This is a genomic window from Pseudomonas sp. NPDC090203, from assembly GCF_044746765.1.
Taxonomy (GTDB): Bacteria; Pseudomonadota; Gammaproteobacteria; order Pseudomonadales; family Pseudomonadaceae; genus Aquipseudomonas; species Aquipseudomonas putida_AD.
In genome coordinates, this window is the sequence record NZ_JBIVCV010000003.1 from 317694 (window position 1) to 333931 (window position 16238).

Here is a 16238-nt window from a genome sequence, read left to right on the forward strand (position 1 = left end):
CAGGATATCCCGTCAATGCCCTTCTCCCGTCGCCAGTTCATCAAAGGCCTGTCCGCCCTGCCCCTGCTGGGCGCCAGCGTGCCGTTTCTGCCCACTGCCCTGGCTGCGGCCACCGAGCAGGCGATCACCGGGCGGCGCATCTTCAACCTGTTGGTCAACCCGGAGCCGCCGTCCCTCAGTTCATTCAACACCACTGCGGGCACCACGATCACCGCCAGCAGCAAGGTGCTCGAAGGCCTGCTGGGGTATGACGAAAACCTCGCGCCGCAACCTGCGCTGGCCACTGCGTGGGAAGCGGCGGCGGACGGCCTCAGCTATCGCTTTACCCTGCGCCAGGGCGTGAAATGGCACGACGGCCAGCCGTTCACCTCCGAAGACGTGGCGTTCTCCCTGGACCTTATCAAGCGCTTCCACCCACGGGGCGGCGGCACCTTTGCCAACCTGGCCAGCGTCGAGACACCGGACGCCCACACCGCCATCGTGCGCCTGAGCAAACCTGCGCCGTATCTGATCCGTGCCTTTGCCGCCGGTGAAACGCCGATCCTGCCCAAGCACCTCTATGCCAGCGGCGACCCGCTGAGCAATCCGCACAACAACGCGCCGGTCGGCACCGGGCCGTACCGGTTCAAGCAATGGCAGCGCGGCAGTTTCATCGAGTACGAACGCAACCCCGATTACTGGAACGCCGGCTACCCGGGGGTCGATACGCTGTTCCTCAAGGTGATCCCCGATTCGGCAGCGCGCCTGGCAGCGTTCGAGAACGGCAGCCTCGACGCGGGTGGCCAGAGCCCTGTGCCGCTGAGCGACCTGGCGCGAATCACGGCCAACGGCAAGCTCAAGTTCACCACCCGCGGCTACGCCTACAGCATCACGCCGACCATGCTGGAGTTCAATCTGGACAACCCGCTGCTGGCCCGCCACGAGGTGCGCCAGGCGATTGCCCACGCCATCGACCGCGAAGTGATCAGGAAGGTGGTGTACTACGGCTACGCCGATGTCAGCGTCTCGCCCATCCCGAAGAGCTTTGCCCAGTATCACTACGATGGGCCCGATCCCTATCCTTTCGACATCGCCAAGGCCAATGCCCTGCTCGATCAGGCCGGGCTGCCCAAGAAAGGCAACTCGCGCTTCAGCCTCACCCTCGACCCGCTGCCCTACGGCGACAGCTACGCCCGCACCGCGACCTACATCCGCTCGGCGCTGGCCAGGGTTGGCATCGACGTGCAACTGCGCGCCCAGGATTTCCCGACCTACATCAAGCGCATCTACACCGACCGTGATTTCGACTTCGCCGTGGTCGGCATGGGCACCACCTTCGACCCCACCGTCGGTGTGCAGCGCCTGTTCTGGTCGAAGAACTTTCGCAAGGGCGTGCCGTTCACCAATGGCACCCATTACAACAACCCGGAAGTCGACCGGCTGCTGGAAAGCGCTGCAGTGGAGACGGATGAGACCAGGCGTGGCGAGCTGTTCAAGGCGTTCCAGAAGATCGTCATCGAGGAGTTGCCGAGCATCACCCTGGTCATGCAGCAACAGGTGACCGTGTTCAATGCGCGGGTGTCGGGGTTCGAGGCGGACGGCAACGGGCTGGACGGTAGCCTGGCGGCAGTCAGTATCACCGGCGAGGCGGTTGCCCATGGCTGACCGCCGACTGCTTCGCCTGACCCGGCGCACCTTGTGGCAGGCGCTGCCGACCGTGCTGGGCATCGTGCTGCTGAACTTCCTGTTGCTGCGGCTGATTCCCGGCGATGCGGTGGATGTGCTGGCCAGTGAGTCCGGCGGCGCAACCGTCGCGACCCTGGCGCAGTGGCGCAGCCATTTCGGTCTGGACCTGAGCCTGGGCGAGCAGTTGCTGGCTTACCTCAGCCATCTGGCGCATTTTGACCTGGGCCTGTCGCCGCGCTTCAACGTGCCGGTCATCCAGCTGATTCTTGACCGCCTACCCAACACCCTGCTGCTGATGGTCAGTTCGCTGGTGCTGGCGTTGGTGGTCGGGATCGCTGCGGGCGCCGTCATGGCCAGCAAGGTCGGGCGCTGGCCTGACCGGGCACTGTCGCTGGCGGTGCTGGTGCTGTATTCCACGCCCGGTTTCTGGATCGGCCTGATGGCGGTGGTGCTGTTTTCGGTGACCCTGGGCTGGCTGCCCAGCGACGGCATCGCCACCCTCGGACTGGACCGTTCCGGAGCGGACTGGTTGCTGGATCGCGTAAAGCACGTGGTCCTGCCGGTGCTGACCCTGTCGTCGTTCTACATCGCACTCTACGCCCGGCTGACCCGCGCCTCGATGCTGGAAGTGCAGCGGCTAGACTTCGTGCGCACGGCGAAGGCCAAGGGGCTGCACCCTGCGCGGGTGGCGATCCGGCACGTGCTGCGCAACGCCCTGCTGCCCGTCACCACCCTGGCCGGCCTGCATTTCGCGGCGCTGCTGGGCGGTGCGGCGGTCACCGAAACCCTGTTCGGCTGGCCCGGCCTTGGCCGCCTGACCCTCGATGCGGTGCTGTCCCGAGATTACAACCTGCTGCTGGGGATCCTGTTGCTGTCTTCGATGCTGGTGGTCGTGGTCAACGTGAGCATGGACCTGCTGCAAGCCTGGCTCGATCCGAGGATTCGCGTATGACCTCGAAATCCCGGGCACACCCGCATCTCGTAGCAGTCCGGCTTGCCGGCGTCTGCGATCTCAAGGACGTCTCGCCGGCAAGCCGGACTGCTACAGAGTCGGGGCTGGAACTCAAATCCTGGCCCCCCTACCTCGTAGCAGCACGGCTTGCCGGCGGGAGCGATCTTGAGGCCGCCCCCGCCGGCAAGCCGTGCTGCTACGGATCGGCGGCGCCCCCAAAGTTCTGCCAACACCCATGAGTGAGGATTCGATGTCGACGATTGCTTTCCCTGTTCAACGCGCAGGCCGCAGCGAATCGCTGTGGGGGGCGCTGCGGCGTAATCCGGCGGCCCTCACCGGCGCTGCGATTCTGCTGCTGACCCTGTTCATGGCCCTCACCGCCGGGTATTTCTTTCCCGGCGACCCGCTGGACATGGTCGCCGCTCCACTGCTCTGGCCCGGCAGCGATCCGACCTACCTCTTGGGTACCGACTCACTGGGCCGCGATGTCGCCGCCGGGATCGCCCACGGCGCACGCGCCTCCCTGCTGATCGCCCTCTACGGCACACTCATCAGCGTGCTGATCGGTGTCACCGTCGGCGCACTGGCCGGCTATCACGGCGGGCGCGTGGACGACATCCTCACCCGCCTCAGCGAAGTGTTCCAGACCGTGCCCTCGTTCCTGCTGGTGATCGTCATCGTCGCCATCGGCACGCCCACGGTGAACATCATCGCCCTGGCGATTGGCGTGTCTTCGTGGCCGACCATCGCACGGTTGATCCGCGCCGAATTCCGCACCCTGCGCGAAGCTGATTTCGTCACCGCTGCCCGCAGCCAGGGCTTCAGCAGCCGAACCGTGATCCTCGAAGAAATCCTGCCCAACGCTTTGGCACCGCTGGTGGTCACGGCCTCGATTCTGGTGGCCTTGGCGATCCTGATCGAGGCTGGCCTGGCGTTCCTTGGCATGAGCGATCCCAACACCGCCAGCTGGGGCGGGATGATCGGCAGCGGTCGCGAACAAATCGCCAGCGCCTGGTACCTGACGGCATTGCCCGGCATTGCAATCATCGCCGTAGTGCTGGCGTTCAATTTGCTGGGCGACGGCCTCAACGACGCCTTGAATCCACGCCTGCGACGGTACCTGCCATGAGCCTGCTCGACGTACGCGGCCTACGCGTGAATTACCAGGGCATCGACGCGGTAAAAGGGCTGGATTTCACTCTGGAGTCAGGTGAAACCCTGGCGCTGGTGGGCGAGTCCGGCTGCGGCAAGTCCACCACCGCGCTGGCGCTGCTGCGGCTGTTGCCCGAGCACGCGCGCACCAGCGGGCAGGTGCTGTTCGAAGGCCGCGACCTGTTGCAGTTGACGCCACGGCAGATGCGCCAAGTGCAAGGGAGTGGCCTGGGCATGGTGTTTCAGGAGCCGCTGTCGAGCCTGAACCCGGTGCTGACCCTGGGCGAGCAGCTCACAGAAACGCTGCTGACCCACACCGACCTCACCCGCCGCCAGGCGCTCAAGCGCGCCGAAGAACTGTTCGGCCTGGTGCAGTTGCCACGTCCGGCCGCGCACCTTGGCGAATACCCGCAGCACCTGTCCGGCGGCCAGCGCCAGCGGGTGATGATCGCCATGGCTATCGCCTGCGAGCCCCGACTGTTGATCGCCGACGAGCCGACCACCGCGCTGGACGTCTGCGTGCAATCGCAGATCCTCGAACTGCTCGATTCCCTGCGCAAGGAATTGCGCATGGGCCTGCTGCTGATTACCCATGACCTGGGCGTGGTACGCCAACAGGCCGACCGGGTGATCATCATGCACGACGGCCTGGCCCTTGAGCACCGGCCCAATGCCGAACTCTTTACCCGCCCCACCCATCCGTACACCCGGGGCCTGCTCAACGCCTCCCTTGGCCGGGACCACGACCAGCATTACCTGCACAATCGCCTGCCGGAGATCCAGGTCACGCGCCACGGCGGCCAACCCAACCAGTACAAGGTCAGCAGCACGCACTACGGCCCCGGCCATGCGCCGCGTCCCGGCAGCCATGACGGCGCTCCCCTGCTGCAGGTACAGGACCTGAGCCTGGGATACGGCGAGCGGGAAGTCTTGAGCGGGCTGTCGTTCGAGATTCACCCGAGGGAAACCGTGGGCCTGGTGGGCGAATCCGGCTGCGGCAAATCGACCCTGAGCAAGGCGCTGTTGGGCCTGATCGAACCTCGCCGTGGGCAGATCGATTTCGCCGGGCGCGACATCGCCACACTCGACCCTGCCCAGCGTCTGGCGTGGCGCGGCCAGTTGCAGATGGTGTTTCAGGACCCTTATGCCGCGCTCAACCCAAGGCACAGCGTCGAAACCATCCTGGACCGCGTGCAACGCCTGCACGGCCAGGACGATGCGAATCTCAGGCGCCGCGCCCGCGAGCAGATGCTCGATGCCGTGGGCCTGGCGCGCAACAGCCTGGAGCGTTTGCCGCATCAGTTTTCCGGTGGGCAACGCCAGCGCATCGGCATCGCACGGGCGCTGATCGTCAAACCCAAGCTGGTGATCTGCGACGAGCCGGTGTCGGCACTGGATGTATCGACCCAGGCGCAGATTCTCAACCTGCTGGTGGAGCTGCGCGAAGCCTTCGACCTGAGCTACCTGTTCATCTCCCATGACCTGTCGGTGGTGCGCTACTTCTCCGACCGCGTGCTGGTGATGCATGACACGCGCATCGTCGAGCAAGCCACGCCCCACAGGCTCTGGCAGAACCCCCAACACAGCTACACCCGGCGCTTGCTGGCGGCCATTCCCGGCAGCCGCGAGGCCTCAATTCCACTGAGCCGCAGCCTGTCGTTCGCGGTCGCCTGCTGATGATCGAATACAAGGAGCAACCCTATGAGCAAACGTGCTGACACCCTGAAACTCGGCCTGTTCCTGCGCGCCACCGGACACCACATTGCCGCCTGGCGCGACAGCGGTTCCCAGGCCGACGCCGGCATTCGCCTGAATCACTTCGTGGACCTTGCGCGCAAGGCCGAAGACGCAGGCTTCGACACCCTGTTCCTGGCCGACAGCGTTTCGGTGCGCGGCATCGACGCGCCGACCTTCGACCGGGTGATCGCTCCCAGCCTCAGCTTCGAACCCCTGACCCTGCTCTCGGCGCTGGCCGCCGTGACCTCGCGCATCGGCCTGGTCGCCACTGCCAGCACCAGCTACAGCGAGCCGTTCAATCTGGCGCGGCAGTTCGCTTCGCTGGACCAGATCAGCGGCGGGCGTGTCGGCTGGAACCTGGTCACCAGCAGCGACCCGGACGCGGCGAAGAACTTCGGCACCGCCACCGAAGGCAATCAGGCCGCCCACGCCGACCGCTACAGCCGTGCGCGGGAATTTCATCAGGTGGTCGACAAGCTGTGGGACAGTTGGGAAGACGACACCCTGCTGCTGGATAAAGAAAAAGGCATCTTCCTGGACCGCAGCAAACTGCACCTGACCGATCACCAAGGCGAACACTTCAACGTGCGCGGCCCGCTGAACGTACTGCGCTCGCCACAGGGCAAGCCGGTGCTGGTCCAGGCCGGCGCCTCGGAAGACGGTCGGGCATTGGCCGCGGCCACCGCCGAAGCGATCTTCGCCGCACACCAGAGCCTGGCCGATGCCCAGGCGTTCTACAGCGACATCAAATCCCGCGCCGCAGTGCTGGGCCGCAAGCCCGAACACATCAAGATCCTGCCGGGCGTGACCATTTTCACCGCACCAACTTCCGCCGAGGCCCACGCCAAGCATCAGCGCCTGCAGAACCTGGTGCATCCACAGGTGGGCCTGAGCCTGCTGTCGGGGCTGCTGGGTGGCGTCGATCTATCCCATCTGCCGCTGGACGGTCCCCTGCCCCAGGACCTGCCCGCCACCAATGCCTCCAAGAGCCGCCAGCAGCTGATTCTGCAACTGGCCGCCGAAGGCCTGAGCATCCGCGAGCTGTACCTGCGTCTGGCCGGGGCTCGCGGCCACTGGACGCTGGTCGGCTCGCCCGAAGAGGTGGTGGATCAGTTGCAGGCCTGGTTCGAAGGCTACGGCGCCGATGGCTTCAACATCCTGCCGCCGACCTACCCCGAAGGCCTGGACGATTTCATCGGGCTGATCCTGCCGGAACTCAAGCGTCGCGGCTTGGTGCCCGAGCACGGCCCGACCGGCAACACCCTGCGCGAGCGCCTGGGGCTGCCTTATCCGGCGCACCCGGCGACGCTGCGTCGCACCGACACCGTGGCTATCTGAATTGACCGTAAACCGAAGCAAGGAATGTTTTGCATGACTCATCAAATCGACGCCGCCTGGGGCGCTGGCCCTTCGGCCCGCTATGAAGAACTGGCCGAGCGCTTTCGCCCGCTTTTTGCCACCCTGCGCGAAGGCGCCATCGCGCGCGAACTGGAACGCCGCCTGCCCTTCGAAGAGATTCAACTGCTCAAGGCTTCGGGCTTCACCGCGTTGCGCGTGCCCCAGGAATACGGCGGCGCCGGGGTGACCATCCCCGAGCTGACCAACCTGCTGATCGAACTGGGTGAAGCCGACTCCAATCTGGTGCAGTCGCTACGCGGCCACCTGGGCTTTACCGAAAGCATCCTCAACAGCCCCAACGAAGCCCGCCGTGCGCTGTGGCTGGAGCGCCTTGGCCGGGGAGAAATCGTCGGCCCGGCCATCGGCGAGATCGGCCAGACCACCCAGGCGCAATTGACCTCGCGCCTTTATCTGGACGGCGAACAATGGCGCATCGACGGCAGCAAGTTCTACACCACCGGCAGCCTGTACAGTGACTGGGTTGACGTGGCAGTGAGCGACCACGACGGCGAGCGGGTATTCGTCACCGTGCGCCGCGATGCCGAAGGCGTCGAGGTGGTGGACGACTGGAACGGCTTCGGCCAGACCCTGACCGCCAGCGGCACTGCGCACTTTCACAAGGTGGCGGTGGATCCTCGCCACATCAACAGCGAGGAACGCTTCGGCTACTCGCCAGCGTTTTTCCAGATCATCCATCTGGCGAACCTGGCGGGCATCGGCCGCGCATTGACCGGCGAAGTGGCGGCGGCAGTGGGCAAACGCACCCGCAGCTTCAGCAACGGCAATGCCCCGCGGGTGGCGCAGGATCCGCAGGTGCTGCAAGTGGTCGGCAGCCTGCGCGCGGCCGCCTACGCTGCTGGCGCCATCGTGCTGAAGAACGCAGAAGCCATTGAGCGCGCCTACCAGGCCAGGCTGTCGAGTGACGGTGAGGTTCGCCAGCAGGCGGTGGACATTGCCGAGCTTGAGATTGCCCAGTCCCAGACCATTGTCAGCGACCTCATCATCGACGCCAGCTCGCGTCTGTTCGACGCCGTCAGCGCCTCGGCCACCTTGCGTCCGCAAGGCCTGGACCGCTTCTGGCGCAACGCCCGCACCCTGGCTTCGCACAACCCACGCATCTACAAGGACCGCATCGTCGGCGACTTCGCAGTCAACGGCACCCCACCACCGGCACAATGGAAAATCGGCATCGCCTGATCATCCGTAGCAGCACGGCTTGCCGGCGGGGGCGATTCTGAAGACGCCCCCGCCGGCAAGCCGTGCTGCTACGGACGGATGCGCGACACAAATCTCCAACACACCCCACACCCCGTAGCAGCCGGGCTTGCCCGCGGGAGCGATCTTCCGGGCGCCGACGCCGGCAAGCCGGACTGTTACGGGGCGTGTTCGCATCCAGGCGGTGAAAGGTTTCAGCTATTCATAGCGATGCTTCAAAGGGGAATGTAACGGCCATCAGGGTGCCCGATTCTGCCAATCGCCCTGCTAGCGGTTTTGCCCTCCGGATCACTGCGTATACTCGGTCACGACGACACGAGGCGCTTAGGATACGGGGGCTCGATGCCAGAAAAACTTCTACCTCAGGCCTTTTCGGACACCGACAATCCGGCGGCCCCGGCATGGCTGGACAGCTACGACATGTCCACGCCAGACACGGTGTCCACACCCGCACCCGACGTCCTGCCGATCAGCACGCCTGCACCGGCCTCCACCAAGAAGCAGCGCCTGGCGCGGCTGGAAGTGTGGTCGACACCTGCATTCGGCCACTTTCCCCGTTTACTTAGGCAATTCCCGGCAGCCCCATCTGCCGACACCCAGACCGAAACCAGCACCTCTGCTGCCGAATCAGCCCGCAGCGCCCACCTCAAAGTCATGGGTGAACTGACCGTCTCCATCGCCCACGAAATCAGCCAGCCGCTGCTGGCCATCGCCTCCAACACCGCCGCCTGCATACGCTGGCTGCAACGCGACACGCCCAGGCTGGAAGAAGCCATCTGCGGGCTGAACGACATCCGCTCCGAATGCGAACGCGCCGCCAGCATCGTCACCTCCTTGCGCGCCCTTGCCAAACAGACCCCGGCCAAACCCCGGGCGATCAAGATCAACGAGATCATCGAGGAAGTGATTCGCCTCAAGGCCGCCGTGCTGACCTGGCAAGGCGTGACGGTGGAAACCGTGCTGCGCGCCGACAAGACCGTGATCGCCGACCCGGTGCAGATCCAGCAACTGGTGTTCAACCTGATGACCAACGCCCTGGAAGCCATGAGCGCCAACACAGGCTCGGCCGGCATCCTGCGCGTGTCATCCTGCGCCCTGCGCGACGGCATTCAGGTGTCCATCGAAGACAATGGCCCCGGCATTCCCGTGCAGGAGCGCAAGAAGATCTTCGGCGCGTTCTACACCACCCGCACCAGCGGCCTGGGGATGGGCCTGACGATTTGCCGGTCGGTGGTGGAAGCCCACGACGGCGCGCTCTACGTCGAAGCCTCGGACCTGGGCGGCGCCTGCTTTCGCTTCAATCTGCCATCAGGCTGCAAGAACCACTGATCCCTCAATTGGATACGCAACTGTACCGAAAATACCCTCAATTGGCCTAAACTGCCGCCTTGGTCAGGTCGTGCGCCCGGCGCCGTTCCAGGTGCGGGCCAGAATGAAGGCGGTTGGTGTATGCAGGTTGCGAGTGCTCAAAAAACGGTGGTGATGGTGCTGTTCAACGACGTGCTGATGCTCGACGTGACAGGCCCCATGGACGTCTTTTCGATCTCGAACCGCTTGCTGCCCAGGGAAAAGCACTACCAGTTGCTGACCGTGGCCGATTGTCAGGGGCTGATCCGCAGTTCTTGCGGGCTGAAAGTCCATGCCGACATGACCCTGGAAAACTGCCCGGCCGGCGTCGACCTGTTGCTGGTGCCCGGCGGCCCCGGCGCCTATGGGGTAACCCACCCGGCCCTGAATGCCTGGCTGCCGGAGGCGGCGCGCAGTGCCAAGCGTTTCGGCGCTATCTGTACGGGGGTGTTTCTGCTGGGCGAAGCGGGATTGATCGACGGTTACCGCTGCACCACTCACTGGAATTATGTCGATCGCCTCGCCCAACGGCATCCCGAAACCCGGGTCGAGACCGAGCAGATTTACGTGGTGGATCGCAACCTGATTACCTCGGGCGGGATCACCGCAGGCATCGACATGGCGCTGGCGGTGGTGGCGGAAGATCACGGCAAGGAGCTGGCGCTTGAGGTGGCGAAGGTGCTGCTGGTGGTGATGAAACGCCAGGGCGGCCAGACGCCCTACAGCCCGCTGCTGGCCGCGGTACAGCGTGACGGTACGGTGATTGCCAGGGTACAGGCCTATGTGGTCGATCACATCGAGGAGCCGTACACCATCCAGCGCATGGCGGAGATTGCTGCCATGAGCCCGCGCAATTTCGCCCGGGCGTTTCAGCGTGAGGTGAATCTGACGCCGATGCAGTACGTCCAGAATGCGCGGATCGACCATGCGCGCAAGCTGCTGGAGGGGTGCGAGTTGCCGCTCAAGGTTGTGGCTGCGCGCTGCGGTTTCGGCAGTGCGCGGCATATGCGCAAGTTGTTCAGCGAGCGGATAGGGTTGTCGCCGAATCAGTATCGGCAGCAATTTGGTGGCGAGTGATATTACGTACCGCAGTATCGCAAGTGTTACGTACCAATACCTGTAGGAGCGCGCTTGCCCGCGACGGCGACCTGATGATCGCCGCCGCAGGCAAAGGGTGCTCCGCAGAGGTCAGATCCGGAACGTACCCACCAGATGCTGCAACCGTGCGGTCTGGTGTTCCAGGTGGCTGCAGGCGTCGAGGGTCGATTTGAGGTTGTCGACGCCTTCCTGATTGAGGGTGTTGATCTCGGTGATGTCAACGTTGATCGACTCCACCACGGCGGTCTGTTCTTCGGTCGCGGTGGCCACGGACTGGTTCATGCCGTCGATTTCGCCGATGCGGCGGGTCACGCTGTTCAGGCGTTCGCCGGCCTGGTTGGCGATGGTCACGCTGCTTTCGCTCTGGCGCTGACTTTCGGTCATGTTCGCCACGGCATCACGGGCGCCGACCTGCAGCTCCTCGATCATGCCCTGCACCTGCTGGGCCGAATCCTGGGTGCGGTGGGCCAGGTTGCGCACTTCATCGGCCACCACGGCGAACCCGCGACCGGCTTCCCCTGCGCGGGCGGCTTCGATGGCGGCGTTCAGCGCCAGCAGGTTGGTCTGCTGGGAAATGCCGCTGATGACTTCCAGGATCTGCCCGATGTTGGCGGTCTTGGCGTTCAGCGTTTCGATGTTCACGCACGACTCGCTGATCTTGTCCGACAGCTGATTCATGGCTTTGATGGTCTGGGTCACCACGCCCTGCCCTTCGCTGGCCAGTTGCGAGGCTTCGCTGGAATGCTGCGAGGCCAGTGCGGCGTTCTGGGCGATCTCCTGGGCGGCGGCGCCCAGTTGGTTGATCGCGGCCGCCACACTGCTGGTGCGGCTGGACTGCTGGTCGGAGTTGCCCATGGACGAGTTGGACGCCCCGACTACTCGCGCGGCGACTTCACCCAGTTGGCCGGCGGTGGACGCCACTTCGCGGATCGACCCATGGATACGCTCCACGAAGCGGTTGAACGACACGGCCAGTGCGCCGAATTCGTCTTTGGAGACCACCGACAGTCGCTTGGTCAGGTCGCCCTCGCCGTCGGCGATGTCCTGCATGGCGCGGCCCATCTGGTGCAGCGGCTGCATCAGCACACGAATCAGCAGGCCGAGCAACACGATGATGATCGCGACCACGATCACCATGGCGGTGATGGCCGAAGAGCGGAATTCGCTGAGCATCGAGTAGGCAGCGTCGCGATCCAGTACCAGCGCGACATACCAGTTGGCCGAAGAAAGCCCCTCAACCTTGGTGAAGGAAATGAACTGCGCCTTGCCACCGGACTCGATCTCGGTCACGCCCGGCGCAATTTTCGGCGCACCATTGGGGTAGGCCTCGCTGACATTCTTGAGCAGCAGCTTGCTGTCCGGGTGGATCAGGATCTTGCCGTCAGCGCTGACAATGTACGCGTAACCGTGGCCGCCGAAGTTCAGCGAGTTGATGGTCTTGGTAATCAGATCCAGCGACATGTCGGCACCGGCTACGCCGATCATCTGGCCCTGCTGGCGTACGGGCGTGGCCAGGGTCACCACCAGCTTGCCCGATGACGCGGCGATGTAAGGCTCGGTAACGATGGTGCCCTGGGCCGCATCCGCCGCCTTGTACCAGCCACGGGCGCGTGGGTCATAGTCGGCTGCGCGGTTACCGGCAGGCACCGAGAACATCAGGCCGTCCTTGCCGCCGAAGTAACTGAGCTGGAAATTGTCCGCATACACCGGCAGGCTCACGGCGCGTTGCAGGTTGGCAGGCGCCGGGCCGTCGGCCGCGATCTGCTGGGCCATGGAATAAAGCAGCTGGGTGCGGCTGTCCAGCCAGGTCTGGATGTTCTGCGTGGTCAGACTTCCGAGCTGTTGCAGTTCGGCGTCGACGTTGTTTTTCAATGTTTCGCGCTGACGATAATCGTTCACCAGAATGAAACAGGTAAACGCAACTACAACTATCAGTGCAGCGGCCAGCAGGATCTTTCTGCTGAAACCCAGACTTTTGATCATACGATTGTGTCCATAACCAAGAATGACAGCGACGGGATGGCGTGCCGATCAGGCGCGCGCTGCGCTTTTTACGGGGTCGCCCGAAGAAAGGGAAGACGCGGCTCGAAATATAGTTCGGCAGCGTGGATGGGGAGTTGAGCGCCGGTCGTCGTTCTTTTTAGTTGGACGGTTTTCTGAATGGATAAAGGCAGTTTTGTGGGGTTTACTTGTACAGTTATTACAAATCGGGATCCAATTAGTTAGTTAACCCGTAGCAGCACGGCTTGCCGGCGGGAGCGGTACGTCTGACACAGATGAGTCGCCTGACACACCGCTCCCGCCGGCAAGCCGTGCTGCTACGGAATGCGTATCTCTATCTACTTGGCAAACAACTGCCCGATGTCCTTGAACGCCTTGAACTCCAGCGCATTGCCGCACGGGTCGAACAGGAACATCGTGGCCTGCTCGCCGACCTGTCCCTTGAAACGCACATAGGGTTCGATCACGAACTTCACGCCCTGGCTCTGCAGACGGTCCGCCAGGGCTTCCCACTCCTCCCAGCCCAAGACCACGCCGAAATGCGGCACCGGCACGTCATGGCCGTCCACCGCATTGGTGCCGGCGTGGGCCTGGGAGTCGGTTTTCGGGTGCTCGTGGATCACCAATTGGTGGCCGAAGAAATCGAAATCCACCCAATGATCGCTGGAGCGGCCTTCCGGCAGGTTGAACACATTGGCGTAGAAATGCCGGGCGGCGGCCAGATCGAATACGGGGATGGCCAGGTGAAACGGCGAGAGCTTCTGGGTGGTGGCGGTCACGGACATTTCCTCTTGATGGGATGCGATCATCTTTGCCCATTGAATCTTTGATTGAAAGATCATAATCTTTGCGTCGAGCCACAATTATTTCGATCAGTGAGTTGCCGTGATTCGTGAACTGAATACCTTTCTCAGCGTGGAACGGCTGGGCACCTTTGTCGCCGCAGGCAATCAGGTGGGGCTGACGCAATCGGCGGTCAGCGCCCAGATACGCACCCTGGAAAAAGCCCTGGGCACGCCGCTGTTCGACCGCAGTGGCCGCAGCGCCACGCTCAACGCTGCCGGCCAGCGGGCGCTGCCCATGGCCCGGGAAATCGTCGAACTGTTCGAACGCATGGCAGCGCCCCATGCCGACAGCGGCTATTACGGCGAACTGCTGATCGGGGCCATCGCCACCGTCCAGACCGGACTGCTGCCCGCCGCGCTGGTGGAACTCAACCGCCAGGCGCCGACCGTCGAAGCCAAGGTCGTACCCGGGGTGTCGCAGGTGCTGCTCAACAGTGTGGACGCGGGCGAAATCGATCTGGCCATCCTGATCCGCCCGCCGTTCGCGCTGCCCAAGGAGTTGCACCTGGAGGTGATCGAACGCGAACCGTTCGTGCTGATCGCGCCCAGCCATGTAGAAGGAGAGGATGCGCTGGCGCTGCTGCGCGAACAGCGCTTTGTGCGTTATGACCGGCATTCGTTCGGCGGGCGGCAGGTGACGCGGTTTTTGCGGGAACAGAAAATCGAGACCGTGGCCGGCCTCGAGCTGGATGAAGTGGACGCCATCGTGCGCATGGTCGAGGCCGGGCTTGGGGTGTCGCTGGTGCCTCGGGCGGGGCTGTGGCTTGAGCGGGCGTCCAGTATCCGCATCATCGAACTGGGCGCTCTCACCTTTTACCGGGAACTGGCGCTGGTGATGCGCCATGCCAATCGGCAGTTGCCGTTGCAGCGCCTCTTCAGAAGCTGCCTTGGTTAGCCCTCGTAGCAGCACGGCTTGCCGGCGGGGCGGTGTATCTGACACGTTGATGTCGATTGACACACCGCTCCCGCCGGCAAGCCGTGCTGCTACGAGTGAACCGCGATTCAACTATCGGAAATTGGTCTTGGCCAACTCCAGCACCTGATCGGCCTTGCCGTTCATCACCGCCTTCAACATGAACAGGCTGAAGCCCTTGGCCTGGGCCAGCTTGATCTTGGGCGGCAGGCCCAGTTCCTGTTTGGCGGTGACCACATCGATCAACACTGGCCCCGGATGCTCGAAGGCCTTTTTCAGCGCGTTGGGCAGGTCGGCGCTGTTCTCCACGCGAATCCCCAGGATGCCCGCGCCAATCGCGATATTGGCGAAATTGGTGCTGTGCAGATCGGTGTCGTGGGGCACATAGCCGCTGGCCTGCATCTCCATGGCAACAAAGCCCAGCGAGCTGTTGTTGAACACCACCATCTTGATCGGCAGGTTAAGCTGACGAATGCTCAGCAGATCACCCATGAGCATGGAAATCCCGCCGTCACCGCACAGCGCCACCACCTGACGCTGTGGAAACGCCGCCTTGGCCCCCAAAGCCTGGGGCATGGCGTTGGCCATGGAGCCGTGGTTGAACGAGCCGATCAGCGAGCGCTGTCCGTTCATGGTGAGGTAGCGCGCAGCCCATAGCGTCGGCGTGCCGACGTCCACGGTGAAGATCGCATCAGGGTCTGCGTAGGCATCCACCATGCGCGTCAGGTACTGCGGGTGAATCGGCTCACCATGGGCCGACGGCGTGGCGAGTTCGTCCAGCTCCTCGCGGGACTTGGCGTAGTGCGCCAGTGCCTTGTCGAGGAACTTGCGGTCGGTGTGGGCCTTGAGCCGTGGCAGCAGCGCAACAATGGTTTCGGCAATGCCACCGGTCAGCCCAAGGGTCAGCGGCACACGACGCCCGAGGGCGGCCGGGTCGATGTCGATCTGGATGACCTTGGCTTTCTCGGGATAGAAATTGCGGTAAGGAAAGCTGCTGCCCAGGATCACCAGCGTGTCGCAGTTGAGCATCGCATGGTAACCAGAGCTGAAACCGATCAGCCCGGTCATGCCAACGTCAAAGGGGTTGGCGTACTCGATATACTGCTTGCCGCGCAGGGCGTGCACCACGGGGGCCGAGAGCTTTTCAGCCAGCGCCACCACCTGATCGTGAGCATCGGCGCACCCGGCGCCGCAGAGCAGCGTCACGGCTTTGGACTTGTCGAGAATCTCCACCAGCTTCAGCAGGTCGGACTCGGCCGGAATCACCCGCGCCGCAGCCGGTTCAACCCAGGCTGGCTTGGCGTCAGGGCCGGGGCTGAGGGCGACATCCCCCGGAATCACGATCACCGCCACACCGCGCTGGCTGATGGCCGCGCGCATGGCCCGCTCCAGCACCCGGGGAAACTGCTCGGCGCTGTTCACCGCTTCGACGAAATGGCTGCATTCCTTGAACAGGTCCGTAGGGTGGGTTTCCTGAAAGTAATTCAGGCCGATTTCAGAGGATGGAATCTGCGCCGCAATCGCCAGCACCGGGACCCGGCTGCGATGGCAGTCGTACAAGCCATTGATCAAATGCAGGTTGCCCGGCCCGCAACTGCCGGCACACACCGCAAGCTTGCCGGTTGACGCCGCCTCGGCACCTGCGGCGAAGGCTGCGACTTCCTCGTGACGGGTGTGCATCCATCTGATCTTGCCCAGGCGTTCGAGGCTGTCGGTCAGGCCGTTCAGGCTGTCGCCACTCACCCCCCAGATCTTCGAAACGCCTGCGGCGGCGAGGGTTTGGGCGAGGTAATCGGCGAGGGTCGTGCTGGACATGGGGCGGGTTCCTTGTCGAGTCGAAAAATGCGCGCAAGGCAAACGGCTGCAATGCGCGTCGTTTCAAATCGACCTGTAGGGTCCGGCACAGTTCAGTGGT

The 16238-nt window shown here is 63.9% G+C and carries 12 protein-coding genes and 1 pseudogene; 9 read left to right on the forward strand and 4 right to left on the reverse strand.

What is annotated here, in order from left to right:
* Window positions 1–15: 15 nt before the first annotated feature.
* From ACIPO9_RS06905 to ACIPO9_RS06940, 8 genes are all read left to right on the forward strand, one after another.
* The gene (locus ACIPO9_RS06905) at window positions 16–1644 is read left to right on the forward strand and encodes an ABC transporter substrate-binding protein (protein ID WP_400779595.1); all 1629 of its coding nucleotides are present in this window, start codon (window positions 16–18) and stop codon (window positions 1642–1644) included.
* A complete protein-coding gene (locus ACIPO9_RS06910) occupies window positions 1637–2617 on the forward strand; it encodes an ABC transporter permease (protein WP_400779597.1) in 981 nt (326 codons plus the stop codon). The genes ACIPO9_RS06905 and ACIPO9_RS06910 overlap by 8 nt, the downstream gene beginning before the upstream one ends.
* Before the next feature lie 250 nt (window positions 2618–2867).
* On the forward strand, window positions 2868–3746 hold the full coding sequence (locus ACIPO9_RS06915; RefSeq protein ID WP_400779599.1) for an ABC transporter permease: 879 nt from the start codon (window positions 2868–2870) through the stop codon (window positions 3744–3746).
* Complete coding sequence (locus ACIPO9_RS06920) at window positions 3743–5446, forward strand: dipeptide ABC transporter ATP-binding protein (protein ID WP_400779600.1); 1704 nt, start codon at window positions 3743–3745, stop codon at window positions 5444–5446. The genes ACIPO9_RS06915 and ACIPO9_RS06920 overlap by 4 nt, the downstream gene beginning before the upstream one ends.
* A 24-nt stretch (window positions 5447–5470) precedes the next feature.
* Window positions 5471–6844: an LLM class flavin-dependent oxidoreductase gene (locus ACIPO9_RS06925; RefSeq protein ID WP_400606448.1), complete on the forward strand. Its 1374-nt coding sequence runs from the start codon at window positions 5471–5473 to the stop codon at window positions 6842–6844.
* A 24-nt stretch (window positions 6845–6868) separates the two neighbouring features.
* Window positions 6869–8101, forward strand: a complete 1233-nt coding sequence (locus ACIPO9_RS06930) for an acyl-CoA dehydrogenase family protein (protein WP_400779602.1) — start codon at window positions 6869–6871, stop codon at window positions 8099–8101.
* Window positions 8102–8461: 360 nt separating this feature from the next.
* The gene (locus ACIPO9_RS06935) at window positions 8462–9448 is read left to right on the forward strand and encodes a sensor histidine kinase (protein ID WP_400779604.1); all 987 of its coding nucleotides are present in this window, start codon (window positions 8462–8464) and stop codon (window positions 9446–9448) included.
* Between the two features lie 120 nt (window positions 9449–9568).
* Window positions 9569–10543 carry a GlxA family transcriptional regulator gene (locus ACIPO9_RS06940; protein WP_400779605.1) on the forward strand — a complete coding sequence of 325 codons (975 nt, stop codon included), beginning with the start codon at window positions 9569–9571 and terminating at the stop codon, window positions 10541–10543.
* Between the two features lie 111 nt (window positions 10544–10654).
* On the opposite strand, the gene ACIPO9_RS06945 is transcribed toward ACIPO9_RS06940, so the two are convergent.
* The 3 genes and pseudogenes from ACIPO9_RS06945 to ACIPO9_RS06955 all read right to left on the reverse strand — a co-directional run bounded on the left by ACIPO9_RS06945 (window position 10655) and on the right by ACIPO9_RS06955 (window position 13344).
* Entirely contained in the window at window positions 10655–11419 is a 765-nt protein-coding gene (locus ACIPO9_RS06945; RefSeq protein WP_400607691.1) for a methyl-accepting chemotaxis protein, read from the reverse strand.
* Between the two features lie 93 nt (window positions 11420–11512).
* Window positions 11513–12547 (reverse strand): annotated as a pseudogene (locus ACIPO9_RS06950) (cache domain-containing protein); the annotation flags it as partial.
* Between the two features lie 356 nt (window positions 12548–12903).
* Window positions 12904–13344, reverse strand: coding sequence for a VOC family protein (locus tag ACIPO9_RS06955; protein WP_400779607.1), 441 nt, complete (start codon window positions 13342–13344; stop codon window positions 12904–12906).
* Window positions 13345–13450: 106 nt separating this feature from the next.
* Here ACIPO9_RS06955 and ACIPO9_RS06960 point away from each other — a divergent pair, with 106 nt between their 5' ends.
* Complete coding sequence (locus ACIPO9_RS06960; RefSeq protein WP_400779609.1) at window positions 13451–14305, forward strand: LysR family transcriptional regulator; 855 nt, start codon at window positions 13451–13453, stop codon at window positions 14303–14305.
* A gap of 111 nt (window positions 14306–14416) precedes the next feature.
* Here ACIPO9_RS06960 and poxB read toward each other — a convergent pair whose 3' ends face one another.
* On the reverse strand, window positions 14417–16138 hold the full coding sequence (gene poxB / locus ACIPO9_RS06965; protein ID WP_400779611.1) for a ubiquinone-dependent pyruvate dehydrogenase: 1722 nt from the start codon (window positions 16136–16138) through the stop codon (window positions 14417–14419).
* Window positions 16139–16238 lie beyond the last annotated feature (100 nt).

Bases quoted from the DNA above. Each gene is read 5' to 3' on its own strand.
- ACIPO9_RS06905 (WP_400779595.1), top strand. From the start codon at position 16: ATGCCCTTCTCCCGTCGCCAGTTCATCAAAGGCCTGTCCGCCCTGCCC.
- ACIPO9_RS06910 (WP_400779597.1), top strand. From the start codon at position 1,637: ATGGCTGACCGCCGACTGCTTCGCCTGACCCGGCGCACCTTGTGGCAG.
- ACIPO9_RS06915 (WP_400779599.1), top strand. From the start codon at position 2,868: ATGTCGACGATTGCTTTCCCTGTTCAACGCGCAGGCCGCAGCGAATCG.
- ACIPO9_RS06920 (WP_400779600.1), top strand. From the start codon at position 3,743: ATGAGCCTGCTCGACGTACGCGGCCTACGCGTGAATTACCAGGGCATC.
- ACIPO9_RS06925 (WP_400606448.1), top strand. From the start codon at position 5,471: ATGAGCAAACGTGCTGACACCCTGAAACTCGGCCTGTTCCTGCGCGCC.
- ACIPO9_RS06930 (WP_400779602.1), top strand. From the start codon at position 6,869: ATGTTTTGCATGACTCATCAAATCGACGCCGCCTGGGGCGCTGGCCCT.
- ACIPO9_RS06935 (WP_400779604.1), top strand. From the start codon at position 8,462: ATGCCAGAAAAACTTCTACCTCAGGCCTTTTCGGACACCGACAATCCG.
- ACIPO9_RS06940 (WP_400779605.1), top strand. From the start codon at position 9,569: ATGCAGGTTGCGAGTGCTCAAAAAACGGTGGTGATGGTGCTGTTCAAC.
- ACIPO9_RS06945 (WP_400607691.1), bottom strand. From the start codon at position 11,419: ATGGGCAACTCCGACCAGCAGTCCAGCCGCACCAGCAGTGTGGCGGCC.
- poxB (WP_400779611.1), bottom strand. From the start codon at position 16,138: ATGTCCAGCACGACCCTCGCCGATTACCTCGCCCAAACCCTCGCCGCC.